This is a genomic window from Flammeovirga agarivorans (genome assembly GCF_012641475.1).
Classification (GTDB): Bacteria; Bacteroidota; Bacteroidia; order Cytophagales; family Flammeovirgaceae; genus Flammeovirga; species Flammeovirga agarivorans.
This window is the reverse complement of the sequence record NZ_JABAIL010000002.1, coordinates 1,034,713-1,048,255: the sequence shown is the minus strand read 5'-3', so window position 1 is coordinate 1,048,255 and position 13,543 is coordinate 1,034,713. Positions and strand designations below refer to the sequence as shown.

Sequence of the window (13,543 nt, the reverse complement as noted above, 5' to 3'; positions counted from 1 at the left end):
GTGTTCGCTCTTAACATTCTAAAGTATAGACAAATGTCAGTAGCTGAAAAGGGAAAAAAAGTTAAAGTACATTACTTAGGTACTTTAAACAATGGTGATAAATTTGATTCATCTTATGACAGAAATGAACCAATCGCTTTCACTGTAGGTGCAGGTCAAATGATCAAAGGATTTGACGCAGCTGTAGAAGGTATGAAAGTTGGTGACAAGAAGTCAGTAAATATCCCATGTGACGAAGCTTACGGTCCTGCTCGTGAAGATTTAATCATCGAGTTCAAGCGTAGCGACATCCCTGCAGATATGAACCCTAACGTAGGTGATCAAATTGGTTTACAAAGCCCTCAAGGTCCAATTCCAGCAACTGTTGTTGAATTGACTGAAGAAATCATCAAAGTTGATGCTAACTCTCCAATGGCGGGTAAAGACTTAAACTTCGATATCGAATTAGTTGAAGTTTGTGACGACGCTGAGTGTGAGGACGGAAACTGCAACTGCTAGTTAAAGTGATTTATCGGGATTCGATTCCCTTTGAATATAAAAAACGCTTCATTACCGCTTGGTAAGGAGCGTTTTTTCTTTTTTATAAGAAAAGATTCATAAAAAAGTTGAACATAAATAGGTTTTTATGACCTAACTCGTGTTATACCATAAGAAAGTTTTTAAATTTGCGAGTTGAAGTGGGATGGTATTATATCTTACTTACTAATAAATTGAATTTTGTGTGGTTTGACCACTCTCAATATATAATTGGAAATTATGCTTGAGCAGATAAAAAAAATTGAAGAACAAATAGAGAAGGCTACAGCTGCAACTAAAGAAGAGCTGGAAGAATTCCGTGTAGGTGTTGTTGGTAGAAAAGGTATTATCGCTGATCTTTTTTCAAAAATGAAAGAAATCGCTCCAGAAGAAAGAAAGACTTTTGGACAAACAGTGAATGCTTTAAAAAACGCTGCTCAAGATAAATTTAATGAGCTTCAAGATACTTTAGAGTCTTTACAAGCTTCAGATATTGAGCACAGTGATTTAACGTTGCCAAATATTCCTAACGAAATGGGTTCTGTTCACCCAATTACAAAAGTTCGTGAGGAAATTTCAAGAATCTTCGAGCGTGTTGGCTTCAATATCTCTGAAGGTCCAGAAATCGAAGACGATTGGCACAACTTCTCTGCTTTAAATTTTCCTCCAAATCACCCTGCTAGAGAAATGCAAGATACTTTCTTTATCGAGAAAGATCCTGATATTGCTCTTCGTACTCACACTTCTTCAGTGCAAGTACGTGTGATGGAAAATCAAAAGCCTCCAATTAGAACTTTATCTCCTGGTAGAGTATACAGAAATGAAACTATTTCAGCTAGAGCACACTGTATCTTCCACCAAGTAGAAGGTTTATATATTGATAAGAATGTATCTTTCAAAGATTTAAAAGATACTTTATATTATTTCGCAAAAGAATTCTTCGGTCCTAATACTAAAATTAGATTAAGACCATCATACTTCCCATTCACAGAGCCATCAGCCGAACTTGATGTGAGCTGTACTGTTTGTAGTGGTAAAGGATGTAACATCTGTAAGTATACTGGATGGGTAGAAATTGGAGGATGCGGAATGGTAGATCCAAACGTATTAAAAGCTTCGGGTATTGATCCTGAAGAATATACAGGTTTTGCTTTCGGTATGGGTATTGAACGTATGACGATGTTGAAATACAGAATCAATGATTTAAGGTTATTTACTGAGAATGATCTTAGATTCTTACGTCAATTCTCAGCTTTATAAGCAAAATTATAAATTAGATGAAATTAAAAAGGTCACCTTGTAAAAGGTGACCTTTTTATATATAAGATTAATGGTGAAGAATAGCTTTTCTATTCCGCTCCATTCTTGTAATCTTCAAATATTGAATGTAATGATGTGGCATCTTTTGCTTTGATCCTACCAGCCATCATCAACCTAACTTCTCTTCTCTGTAAAGCCCCCTCATAGAGTCTTTTTTCTTCCTTTGTTTCAGGTATAAGCTTTGGTACTGTGATCGGTCTTCCAGATTGATCTACAGCCACAAATGTGAAAAATGCGTTGTTTGTTTCTACCTTGGTCCCATTCGGAATATTTTCGCTCCAGACCCTAATAAAGACTTCCATAGATGAGTTAAATGCTCTTGTTACATGAGCTTCTAGAGTAACTGTATCGCCTAGTGCAGGAGAATGTTTAAAAGAAACATTATCTACTGAAGCAGTTACGACAATTCTATTGGAATGTTTCTGAGCAGAAATAGCTGCGACCACATCCATTAAATGTAATAATCTACCACCCATTAGATTATTTAAAGGGTTCGTGTCGTTAGGAAGTACCATTTCGGCACTTGTTACAAATGATTCTTTTGCTTTTTTCTCCAATTTCATATGTGTTTAAATATATAGTTGGGCAAAAATAGATATTATAATTTAGTTCTAAATATGAATTATATCCCCGAATAACAATAAAATCAATTTATATACGAAATTACTGTTTTGGTATACAGAAACTTAAATTTTATTTACTCTTTTTTTTGAATATTCGTTTGGGAGATTAAAATTGATGTATTACTTTTGCATCGTCTTACAAGGTAAAGGGTGCCATGGCCGAGTGGCTAGGCATCGGTCTGCAAAACCGCGTACGGCGGTTCGAATCCGCCTGGCACCTCTACAAAGGCCCGATCTAGAAATAGTTCGGGCCTTTTTTATTTGCACTAATTTCTTTCCCGTTACACATTTTAAAGTGCAAAACATAAGTTGATTCAGTGAGGATTTTCTAAGTTGAAACTTAGTTCACTTTTAAAAAAAATGGAAGTATTATTTTAAGATATTGATAACTTATTAGAGTAGTATATTTAGTTTATAGTGTGTTCATTTCTTGCTTCCAAATTCCTTTGATTAGCGATATCAACCCGTTGTTATTTTCAATATACCCTGTTTTTAATCTATTAACTTGAATATTTGTTCAACCGAGTATTTAAGCTTGTTAGCAAAATTTAAGAGTGTTGACACATTTTACTGATATTGATTATTAGTAAAAAGATGTCAAATGTCATTAAATTTTGTAATTTGGAATTATTCTAAACAAGAAAATATTGCACTATTTTACTCGTAAGTTGCTGAAATGAAAATGATTAGCGGTTAATATTTGTGTTTTTATCATTAAATGCCAATTTGTTTACAAGTTTGAAATAAGTTGTACCCGTATTAGTTTTGCACTCGAATGTACAATTGCATATTTCATCTAATTTTTTGTATAAAAACTTCAATGGTATGAGTATCGGCAGAAGTGTATTAAGGTTGCGTTCTATATTGGCAGTAGTATGCGGATTACTCTTGGCAAGCACATCAGTGTTTGGACAGGGTGATGGCATTCCTACTGATGAAGCAGCAATCTCGGCCGGGATGGAACTTTTCGATGGAAACTGTTCTTCCTGTCACCAAGTACACGAAAAGGGCGTCGGGCCGGCGCTGAAGAATGTTTATGAGCGTCGTGATGTCAAGTGGCTGACTAACTTTATCAAACATCCAGGTAAAACAATTGAAAGTGGTGATGCTTACGCAGTAGCATTATACGATCAGTTCAAACCTACTATTATGCCTAACCAAGATCTTTCAGATGAAGAGATCTTACAGGTTTTAGCATATGTTAAAGATGCGACGATAAAAGGTCCAGCTAAACCGGCAGCTGCAGCAGCAGACGCTACAGGTGAGGCAGCAGCAGCTCCTCAAGGTATGGTAGTTTCTTCTAACTTATTAGTTGGAGTGATTATCGGTTTACTAGTTTTACTAGGTGTAGTCTTAATTGTATTAGTAGTTTTAGCTAACGTTTTAACTCAATACTTAAGACAACAAAAAGGTCTTGATCCAGAAGATGAGGCATACATCAATGAGAAGTTTAGCTTAGCAGCTATCTTCAAAAGCCAAATTTTCATCGGACTATCTTCTTTTGTATTCGTAATGGTAGTAGCTAAAGTAACTATTGATGCTTTATTCGCTATCGGTGTACAACAAGGATATGCTCCAGATCAACCAATCAAATTCTCACACAAGCTTCACGCAGGTTATTACGAGATTGATTGTAAGTACTGTCACACAGGTGTAGAAAAATCTAAAAACGCGAACATCCCTTCAGCGAACATCTGTATGAACTGTCACAACAGTATCCGTCAAAACTCGCCTGAGATCCAAAAAATCTATGCAGCGATTGAGAATGACGAGCCTATCCAATGGGTACGTGTTCACAACTTGCCAGATTTAGCGTATTTCAACCACTCTCAACACGTAAAAGTTGGTGGTGTCGAGTGTCAAACTTGTCACGGTGAAATCGAGAAGATGGAAGTAGTACAACAACATTCATTATTAACAATGGGTTGGTGTATCGACTGTCACCGTAAGACAGATGTAAACGCAAAAGGTAATGCGTATTATGACAAGATGGTAGAAATGCACGATGCTACTTCTAAAGAACCAATGAAAGTAAAAGACATTGGTGGTTTAGAGTGTGCTAAATGTCACTACTAATTTGTCGCTTTTTGGACCTTTTGTTCACTAAGCTTTCAACAGATTTTCTACAACAGAGAAATGGCAAAGAAAGAATATTGGAAGGGTGTTGAGCAACTAACCAACAACCCTGAATTTGTAAAATATGCTGACAAAGAATTCCCAGAGCACCTTCCTATTAAAGATGCTTACGGAGATAACTCGGAAGGGGAATTCAAAAGCAACAGACGAGACTTCTTAAAAGTAATGGGATTCTCTGTAGCTGCGGTTTCTTTAGCAGCTTGTGAGGCTCCAGTTAAGAAGGCTATTCCTTACCTAAATAAGCCAGAAAACGTTGATCCAGGTGTAGCAAACTATTATGCTTCAACTTTCTTCAACGGTTCTGATGCAATGCCTGTAGTAGTTAAGACTAGAGAAGGTCGTCCTATCTTTATTGAAGGTAACACATTCTCTAAGTATTCAAACGGAGCTATTACTGCTCGTGCGAATGCATCTATTATGGGACTTTATGATGAGTCTAGAGCAAAAGATCCTTCTAAGGGTGGTGTAAAAACTACTTGGAAAAAGGCTGATGCGGAAATCATCAAAGGTTTAAATGCAGCTGGTAAGGTAGCGGTAGTTTCAAACTCTATCGTATCACCATCAACTAAGAAAGTTTTAAATCAATTTGCAGATAAGTTTAATGCGGAAGTAGTAACATACGACCAAGACAACAACTCTGCAATTATTGAAGCGAATAAACAACAGTTCGGTAAAGCAGCTGTTCCTTCTTATGCATTCGGAAAAGCAGATGTAGTAGTTAGTTTTAATGCTGACTTCTTAGGAAACTGGGTAGCACCTGGTATTTTCTCTACAGACTTTTCTGCAACACGTAAAGTAGGACCAAACAAGAAGAAAATGTCTCAATTGTTCTCTTTTGAAACAATGTTGACATTAACTGGTGCTGCAGCAGATTACCGTTCACCTTTAAAACCTTCGCAAGAAGGATTAGCAGTAGCAGCTCTTTACAACGCAGTTGCAAAGGCTACAGGTAACGCTACTGTAAAAGGTACAATCAAAGACGCTAATATTTCACGTGCTGCTAAGGCATTGTTGAAAGCAAAAGGTAAGTCTTTAGTAGTTTCAGGTATCAATGATATCAATGTTCAACTTTTAGTGAACGGTATCAACCAAATGTTATCGAACTACGGTAAGACTATCGATTTAAATACTCCTCTTTACACTCGTCAAGGATCAGATGTTCAAATGAACAAATTTGTTGATTCATTGAAAGCTGGTAAATATGGTGCAGTTGTATTCTATAACTGTAACCCTGTTTATGATTACGCTAGAGGTAAAGAAATTGCAGCAGGTATTAAGAAAGCTAAGCTTTCTGTAGCGACAAATGATCGTTTAGATACAACAGCTGCTCTTTGTACGTTCAATGCACCTGATACTCACTTCTTGGAAGCATGGAATGATGCAGAATTTAAGAGAGGATATTTCAGTGTAGCACAACCTACAATCAACAAAATCTTTAATACTCGTCAAGCTCAAGATTCATTCTTAACTTGGATGGGTTCTGAAGAAGAGTATGATGAGTTAGTGAAATCATTCTGGAAAAAAGACATTTTTGCACTTCAGTCTAGCGAAGGAAATGCACAGTCATTCTGGGTGAGATCATTACACAATGGTATTTTCGAAACAGAAAATACAGGTAGCTATAAATCTGTTCATGATGCGGGCTCAAGTGATGTAGATTATTCTGCTTCATTCGATGCTGCTTCAGCAGGTAACAAAGTAGCTGCTAAATTTAAAACTTCTTCTGATTGGGAATTTGTAGCTTACTCTGCTTCAGTAATGGGGCATGGTGCAATGGCTAACAACCCTTATATTCAAGAAACTCCTGATCCAATCACAAAAGTGACTTGGGGTAACTTCGTAGCAATCTCTCCTGAGGATGCTAAAAAGTTAGAAGCTCATCAAGAGTTTGAAACTCAGAAGAAAGTTGTTGAGGTTACTACAAAAGCTGGTAAGTTTAAACTACCAGTAATTATGCAGCCAGGTCTTGCATCTGGTGTAGTTGCTGTAGCTTTAGGTTATGGTCAAGAAAAAGTAGGTAAAGTAGCTGCTGAGGCTGCTGGTTTCAATGCAATGTCATTATTATCAGCAAAAGGTCTTACTACTTATGCTATTACTTCAGGTGTTTCTGTTGTAGCAACTGGTGAAACTGAGCAAGTAGCTCAAACTCAAACTCATGAAACTATCATGAGCCGTGAGTCAATCATCCAAGAAACTACTTTAGCAGAATATGTGAAGAACCCTGCTGCTTCTCGTCATGAGGTAATGATTTCTACTTATAATGGAAAAGAAAAACCTACAGATATCTCAGCTTGGGATATTAATAATGACGGTTACAAGAAGGATGATCACAGACCGAAAGAACAAAAGCCAGGTACTGCATTATTGTGGAACTCTGTAACAGGAATCGAAGCTGATGTTCATGAATACCCTAATCACCACTGGGGATTAGCAATTGACTTGAACTCATGTGATGGTTGTTCGGCATGTGTAACTGCTTGTCATATTGAAAACAATGTGCCAATCGTAGGTAAAGAAGAAGTAATCAACCGTCGTGAGATGCACTGGTTACGTCTTGACCGTTACTACAGCCAACGTCCAGAAGAAGAATTTACTGAGGAAGAAAATGCATCATTAACGGATTATGCTAAAATGGAGCGTGCTGCACGTAACCCAGAAGTAGTATTCCAACCAATGATGTGTCAGCACTGTAACAACGCTCCTTGTGAGACTGTATGTCCAGTAGCTGCAACTACTCACTCTTCTGAAGGATTGAACCAAATGACTTACAACAGATGTATCGGTACTAAATACTGTGCGAACAACTGTCCTTACAAAGTACGTCGTTTCAACTGGTTCAAATACCATAACAATGAGGAGTTTGACTATCACATGAATAACGATTTAGGTAAGATGGTATTAAATCCAGACGTTACTGTTCGTTCTCGTGGTGTGATGGAAAAATGTTCTATGTGTGTTCAAAGAACTCAAGCAGGTAAGTTGAATGCTAAGAGAGAAGGCCGTCCATTGGTTGACTCTGACGTTTCAACAGCTTGTGCTTCTGCATGTGCGACTGGTGCAATCAAGTTTGGTGACTTGAATAACCCAGAATCTGGAGTTCGCCAACTATTAGAGGGTGAATTGAAAGAGCGTGCATACAATGTATTAGATGAAATCAATACACGTCCTAACGTTTACTACCTAGCTAAGGTAAGAAACAAAGACGCCAAGCACTCATAGAAACCTTCGAGTTAATCTCGAGGGTCTCGCAAATTAAGTTTAGTATTCATACTCTACATAAGATAAAATGCAGATTGTATCGAAAGTCCGTGAACCACTGGTAACTGGTGGTAAAACATACAAGGACATAACAGAAGATGTCTGTCGACCAGTAGAAGGTAACCCATCTATGGGATGGTTTGCTGGAATGGGCTTATCGCTTGTTCTTTTACTCGCAGGAGGTTACTATTTAGGTGACTTGTTGTGGTCAGGTATTGGTCGCTGGGGTCTTAACAAGACAGTTCAATGGGCGTGGGATATCACTAACTTCGTATGGTGGGTAGGTATCGGTCACGCAGGTACACTAATCTCAGCGGTATTGTTGTTATTCCGTCAAAAATGGAGAACATCAATTAACCGTGCTGCAGAAGCAATGACAATCTTTGCCGTAATCTGTGCCGCTATCTGGCCAGTAGTACACATGGGTCGTCCTTGGATTGGTGGTATTTGGGCATTACCATTGCCAAACACTTACGGTTCTCTTTGGGTGAACTTTAACTCCCCTTTACTTTGGGACGTATTTGCGATCTCGACGTATTTCTCGGTTTCATTAGTATTCTGGTTCATTGGTTTAGTTCCTGACTTTGCAACTATCCGTGACCGTGCTATTAAGCCAGTTCCTCGTCTGATCTACGGTATGCTTTCAATGGGCTTTAATGGTTCAGCGAAAACATGGATGCACTATGAAGCAGTTTCATTGATCTTAGCAGGTTTATCAACACCTCTAGTACTTTCAGTACACACAATTGTATCAATGGACTTTGCAACGTCAGTAATTCCAGGATGGCATACAACAATCTTCCCTCCTTACTTCGTAGCAGGTGCGATCTTCTCAGGTTTCGCCATGGTACTAACACTAATGTTAGTAACTCGTAAGTTGTACAAGTTGGAAGACTATATCACAATGGAGCACATCGAAATGATGTCACTAGTAGTAACAATTACTGGTTCTGTTGTAGGTATCGCTTATATTACAGAATTCGTTATCGCTTGGTACTCAGGTGTAGAATACGAACAATATGCATTCGTAAACCGTATGACTGGCCAATACTGGTGGGCATACTGGTCAATGATGGCATGTAACGTAATCTCTCCTCAAGTATTCTATGTGAAGAAATTAAGGACTAATATTCCATTTATCTTCTTTATTTCTATCGTAGTAAACATCGGTATGTGGTTCGAACGTTTCGTAATTATCGTAACTTCACTACACCGTGATTACTTACCATCATCATGGTTATACTTCCATCCAACGATTTATGATGTGATGTGTTATGTATTTACTTTTGGATTGTTCTTTACATTGTTCTTAGCATTTGCGAAGTACTTCCCAGTAGTAAACATGGCAGAGGTAAAATCAGTATTGAAAGATTCTGATTCTAAGGTGTACAAGTCTCGTCGTACTATTTCTAACGAAGTAGTTCCTGAGGCAGATAGAGTTCCAGTTGATCTATAAAAAGCATTTTGAGATGGAAAAAAACACAAATTATTTAGTAGGCGTTTTTGGTGATCAAGATGTACTTGTTAAAGCGGTAAAAGCTTTAAGAAAGAAAGGTGTGAAAATCTATGAGGTATTCACTCCATATCCAGTTCACTTCTTAGAAGATGCTTTAGGATATAAGCGTTCTTGGATGCCAAGAGCTGCTTTCGGATTCGGTGCTCTAGGTACAACTTGTGCTATCTTATTACAATCTTGGATCATGGGCTTTGATTGGCCAATGATTATCGGTGGTAAAGGATTTATCGCAATTCCTGACTTTGTGCCAATCACATTCGAATTAACAGTATTATTCTCAGCTTTTGGTATGGCGGGTTCGTTCTTCGTATCTCAAGATTTGAAACCTCACAAGGTTCCTCAAATTTTTGACCGTCGTCAATCTGATGATAAACATATTATGGCTATTGACTTAGCTACTAATTCTTTATCAGAAGATGAATTGAAAGCGTTGTTGCAAGAAGTAGGTGCTGAAGAAGTAAACAACAAAAGCTTCACTGAAAAAGAAAAGAAAGCCTCTTTCCTTGAGTATGTTGTTGACTTGTTTACTAAAGGAGTTACCGATTCTGCAAGAGAGTTAAAAGGATAATTGTTCACGAATTAAATTACGCAAACATGCGACGCAATAAAGTTGTAATGAAAGCGATAGCAATTGGTGCAGCAGCATTGGCGATGACAGGATGTAAGATTCAAGGTGACGGTAATTTTACTGGTCTTGAATATGCTCCTCAAATGTACCATTCTGTACCTTACGAGCCGCTTTCTCAGTTCACGTATGAGGGAATCGCGGGTGGCGTTTTGGAAGAGTTCTACTATCCAGACTTCATCAACTCAAACCCTTATAATGATTACTTCTCAAAAGGTGAGAAAAAAGTAATCAACGTTAAAGATCCAGTTGCTGGTACTGTAAAACGTCAAAACTTTACAGCAGTAACTAAGGAGGCTGCAGCTACTCCTGATCAAGAGTTATTATATTATATGGATATCTCAAAAGATCAAGCAGATTGGGCAGCAGAAAACTTGAAAAACCCATTGGAGGCAACTCCAGAGGTAGTAGCTCAAGGTAAGCACCTTTTCACAGCTTACTGTATGCCTTGCCACGGTGAGGCCGGTGACGGTAAAGGTAAAGTAGGAAAAGTGTACGGTGGTGTTGCTAACTTGAAAGGTAAGTCTATCAAGAAAGCCACTGACGGGCATATTTTCTTTGTAATTACTCACGGTAAAGGACGTATGTGGGCTCACAAGTCTCAGCTTAACCCACAAGAGCGTTGGGCTGTCGTGAAATATGTTAGAAAACTTCAAGGTAACTAGGTCGTCCCAACGATCCTAAACTATATTTAGAGATATGGCACACGTAGATGTAGATCTTAAGAATATTCAAGAACAGTTTTCTTTTGAAGGAAAACTGAAGAAGAACGTGTTGCTCATCGGCGGTATCGGTGTGGTACTGTTTGTGTTGGGTGCAATCTTCTTGATGATGGGCGGTGGTCATGATGATCATCATGCTGCAGTAGAGCATGCAACTGAGGTGGCTTCGGTTCACTCAGGTGACGCTCACGGTGACGCTCATGGCGGTGGACATCACGCTGAATTCCACTGGTATGATCGTATTATTGTTGATGTCTGGATGAGTGGTGTATTCTTCACAGGTGTAGCATTATTAGGATTTTTCTTCTTTGCTCTTCAATATGTTGCTAACTCAGGTTGGCCAACATTAATTATGAGAGTGATGTTGAACTTCCGTCAGTTTATTCCTGTAGGTGGTGTTGTTTTATTACTTACTTTTTTAGTAGGTTCTCATACAATCTTCCACTGGACACACGATGGTATTGCAGATCCTAATTCTCCTGCTTATGATGCGATCATTGCAGGTAAGACGGATTTCTTAAATACTAAATTCTTCTTGTTCAGAATGGTTCTATTCGTTTCTGTTTGGACGTTCTTCGGTTTTGTTCTTAACAAAATCACTAAGCAAGAAGATTTAGACATGTCAGGTACTACAAAGTACTTTAGAAAAGCTCAACGTATTTCAGTTGCTTTCTTAATTTTCTTTGGTATCTCAGAGTCAATCACTTCATGGGATTGGATCATGTCTATTGATACTCACTGGTACTCAACATTATTTGGATGGTATATCCTTGCAGGTTGGTTAGTTACAGCTGTGGCATTTATGTCATTGTTTGTAGTTACTCTACAAGAGATGGGATACTTGAAACATGTAAACGAGAATCACTTACACGATTTAGGTAAGTTCTTGTTTGGTTTCTCAATTTTCTGGTCGTACTTATGGTTCTCTCAATTCTTATTGATTTACTATGCGAACATTCCAGAAGAAACAATCTACTTTATTGATCGTTTGAGAAGCTCAACATATTCTCCTTTATTCTTCACTATCCTAATTACTAACTTCTTGTTCCCATTCTTCGTATTGATGACAAGAGATTCTAAGCGTAAGACTTTATTAATGAAAATTGTTGCTGTAGTAGTAATTTTCGGTCACTTCTTAGAATATGCGTTATTAATCATCCCAGGTACATTGAAGGAAAACGGTGGTTTCGGTCTTACTGAGATCGGTTCAGGTTTAATCTTCCTTTCTATCTTCTTATACTTGTACTTTACAGGTTTAAGCAAAGGCGGTTTAATTCCTCAAAATCACCCAATGATTGAAGAATCGGTTCATCACCATACTTAACAGGTGAGAACTTCGCTGATACTCAAAAAAACCTCATTCTCGTAAGAGTTTGAGGTTTTTTTTATTTCGAGATTTTAATTGAATCTAAAACCAGCACTTAGACCTATCATATTATAAAATCCTCCAGCATGTTTAATACTAGATATATTACTTAATACTCTCTGTCCGATATAAACATTTGCAGTAGGTACTAGTCTTAGAAGTTTAAGTTCATTCAATTCTATCCCAAAAGTCGCTCTATACATGATTCCCTCAAGGTATTTGTCCATAAAACAGCCTCCTAAATCAAGTTCTACATATAAACAGTATTTACTATCAAAATCATCTCCTGTTCTGAAATGTAGATAATAAGTATTCATAGGCGCGAGCATATCGCGACCAGTAAAATATTGATTTTGCCAACCTATACCTATTAGTGCGGCTTTATCAATCGTATAATTTAATTGGAAATCGAATCCTCCAGAAAAGAAAGCATGGGGAATGTCTTCTTCTTTTCTATCTTCTAATGGGATATTATACCAGTCTTCATCCTCGTCATCAAAAGGACGCCATTGACCAGCAATTTCTGTAATAGCGAGACAGCTAAAGCTGACAGAATTGAAAAAATCTTGCTTTTGTTCTTGAGCGAATAGAATACTCGAGCTGAATAAAAATAGAATAGTAATGGGTTTCATGAAGAGTTGTCTAAAAAGAGATTTATAATTCTACTTATTTAGACAACTCATACATTATATAGATCAAAAACTCCTTTAAGAAAATGTCTAAGAAGTTGTTTTTTTAGATATCTCAGTCTTTAAAAGGTTAATTTCTTCTTTTAAAATAGATATTTCTTTGACCAGTTGATCATATTCTAATTGATAATTATCTCTTTCTTTTTGAACTCTTTTGATATCAAATTCATACCATTCGGCAGAAGGGTTTTCATCAATGATTTTTTGATAATCCTCCATTCTAATTTGATATTGAGCAATTAATGAAGTGGTCTTCTTTTTTCCTTCTAGAGGCTTGATGTATTTTGTATTAATTGTAAGCGCCTGATCATTACTTGCTAACAAGGTATAAGTATGTTTTGAGTGATTAATGAGTTGAACGGTATCTCCTTGGTTAAAGAAATAATCCTTTTCTTCTTCTCTATTATTAATACTTATATCTTTTTTGATTGTTCCAAATACATGGTTGCTAGGAACAATAGAGGCTAAGTAATCTTGTACAGAATCTCTCTCTTGTTCGATGGTCTTTATTTGACGATTGAGTCCATAGATCATACTGTTTAGTGTAAGAGAATCAATACTGAAATGCTCTTGTAGCTCGTTAAGCTTACTTTCTTTTTCTGCTAATAGTTTCTCATTTGAACGGTAATTTTGAGCTTGTAGTGAACTAGTATATAAGCAGATAATGGTGAATATATAATATATATATTTTCTCATTTGATACTTTTTTGATGATATGAATTTTAAGCGGTACAGATAAGGGAATAAAATAAGCCCCTTAACTCTGCAAAAT

At 37.2% G+C, this 13,543-nt stretch carries 11 protein-coding genes and 1 tRNA gene; 9 read left to right on the top strand and 3 right to left on the bottom strand.

Annotated elements, in window-relative coordinates; genetic code table 11:
• The first annotated feature begins 33 nt into the window (after positions 1–33).
• Positions 34–498 carry an FKBP-type peptidyl-prolyl cis-trans isomerase gene (locus HGP29_RS08980; RefSeq protein WP_168882029.1) on the top strand — a complete coding sequence of 155 codons (465 nt, stop codon included), beginning with the start codon at positions 34–36 and terminating at the stop codon, positions 496–498.
• Positions 499–756: 258 nt separating this feature from the next.
• Positions 757–1,776, top strand: coding sequence for a phenylalanine--tRNA ligase subunit alpha (locus HGP29_RS08975; protein ID WP_449401706.1), 1,020 nt, complete (start codon positions 757–759; stop codon positions 1,774–1,776).
• Positions 1,777–1,865: 89 nt separating this feature from the next.
• Here HGP29_RS08975 and HGP29_RS08970 read toward each other — a convergent pair whose 3' ends face one another.
• Entirely contained in the window at positions 1,866–2,399 is a 534-nt protein-coding gene (locus HGP29_RS08970) for an acyl-CoA thioesterase (protein WP_168882028.1), read from the bottom strand.
• 209 nt (positions 2,400–2,608) lie between these two features.
• On the opposite strand from HGP29_RS08970, the gene HGP29_RS08965 reads away from it, so the two are divergent.
• From HGP29_RS08965 to HGP29_RS08935, 7 genes are all read left to right on the top strand, one after another.
• Positions 2,609–2,679, top strand: a tRNA-Cys gene (locus HGP29_RS08965).
• 605 nt (positions 2,680–3,284) lie between these two features.
• Positions 3,285–4,535, top strand: a complete 1,251-nt coding sequence (locus tag HGP29_RS08960) for a c-type cytochrome (protein ID WP_168882027.1) — start codon at positions 3,285–3,287, stop codon at positions 4,533–4,535.
• Positions 4,536–4,595: 60 nt separating this feature from the next.
• A complete protein-coding gene (locus HGP29_RS08955; RefSeq protein ID WP_168882026.1) occupies positions 4,596–7,814 on the top strand; it encodes a TAT-variant-translocated molybdopterin oxidoreductase in 3,219 nt (1,072 codons plus the stop codon).
• 67 nt (positions 7,815–7,881) lie between these two features.
• Entirely contained in the window at positions 7,882–9,309 is a 1,428-nt protein-coding gene (gene nrfD, locus HGP29_RS08950; protein WP_168882025.1) for an NrfD/PsrC family molybdoenzyme membrane anchor subunit, read from the top strand.
• 13 nt (positions 9,310–9,322) lie between these two features.
• A complete protein-coding gene (locus tag HGP29_RS08945) occupies positions 9,323–9,937 on the top strand; it encodes a DUF3341 domain-containing protein (protein ID WP_168882024.1) in 615 nt (204 codons plus the stop codon).
• A gap of 26 nt (positions 9,938–9,963) precedes the next feature.
• Positions 9,964–10,659 (top strand): c-type cytochrome, encoded by a 696-nt coding sequence (locus HGP29_RS08940; RefSeq protein WP_168882023.1) that lies wholly within the window; start codon positions 9,964–9,966, stop codon positions 10,657–10,659.
• A 34-nt stretch (positions 10,660–10,693) separates the two neighbouring features.
• The gene (locus tag HGP29_RS08935; RefSeq protein WP_168882022.1) at positions 10,694–12,040 is read left to right on the top strand and encodes a flagellar basal body-associated FliL family protein; all 1,347 of its coding nucleotides are present in this window, start codon (positions 10,694–10,696) and stop codon (positions 12,038–12,040) included.
• Positions 12,041–12,114: 74 nt separating this feature from the next.
• Here the strand turns inward: HGP29_RS08935 and HGP29_RS08930 are convergent, their stop codons facing one another.
• Positions 12,115–12,714: a hypothetical protein gene (locus HGP29_RS08930; RefSeq protein WP_168882021.1), complete on the bottom strand. Its 600-nt coding sequence runs from the start codon at positions 12,712–12,714 to the stop codon at positions 12,115–12,117.
• Positions 12,715–12,801: 87 nt separating this feature from the next.
• Complete coding sequence (locus HGP29_RS08925; RefSeq protein ID WP_168882020.1) at positions 12,802–13,467, bottom strand: hypothetical protein; 666 nt, start codon at positions 13,465–13,467, stop codon at positions 12,802–12,804.
• Between the last annotated feature and the right edge of the window lie 76 nt (positions 13,468–13,543).

Excerpts from the sequence above, each read along its gene's own strand:
- nrfD (WP_168882025.1), top strand. The coding sequence starts at position 7,882 with ATGCAGATTGTATCGAAAGTCCGTGAACCACTGGTAACTGGTGGTAAA.
- HGP29_RS08935 (WP_168882022.1), top strand. The coding sequence starts at position 10,694 with ATGGCACACGTAGATGTAGATCTTAAGAATATTCAAGAACAGTTTTCT.
- HGP29_RS08940 (WP_168882023.1), top strand. The coding sequence starts at position 9,964 with ATGCGACGCAATAAAGTTGTAATGAAAGCGATAGCAATTGGTGCAGCA.
- HGP29_RS08970 (WP_168882028.1), bottom strand. The coding sequence starts at position 2,399 with ATGAAATTGGAGAAAAAAGCAAAAGAATCATTTGTAACAAGTGCCGAA.
- HGP29_RS08925 (WP_168882020.1), bottom strand. The coding sequence starts at position 13,467 with ATGAGAAAATATATATATTATATATTCACCATTATCTGCTTATATACT.
- HGP29_RS08930 (WP_168882021.1), bottom strand. The coding sequence starts at position 12,714 with ATGAAACCCATTACTATTCTATTTTTATTCAGCTCGAGTATTCTATTC.
- HGP29_RS08980 (WP_168882029.1), top strand. The coding sequence starts at position 34 with ATGTCAGTAGCTGAAAAGGGAAAAAAAGTTAAAGTACATTACTTAGGT.
- HGP29_RS08945 (WP_168882024.1), top strand. The coding sequence starts at position 9,323 with ATGGAAAAAAACACAAATTATTTAGTAGGCGTTTTTGGTGATCAAGAT.
- HGP29_RS08960 (WP_168882027.1), top strand. The coding sequence starts at position 3,285 with ATGAGTATCGGCAGAAGTGTATTAAGGTTGCGTTCTATATTGGCAGTA.
- HGP29_RS08955 (WP_168882026.1), top strand. The coding sequence starts at position 4,596 with ATGGCAAAGAAAGAATATTGGAAGGGTGTTGAGCAACTAACCAACAAC.
- HGP29_RS08975 (WP_449401706.1), top strand. The coding sequence starts at position 757 with ATGCTTGAGCAGATAAAAAAAATTGAAGAACAAATAGAGAAGGCTACA.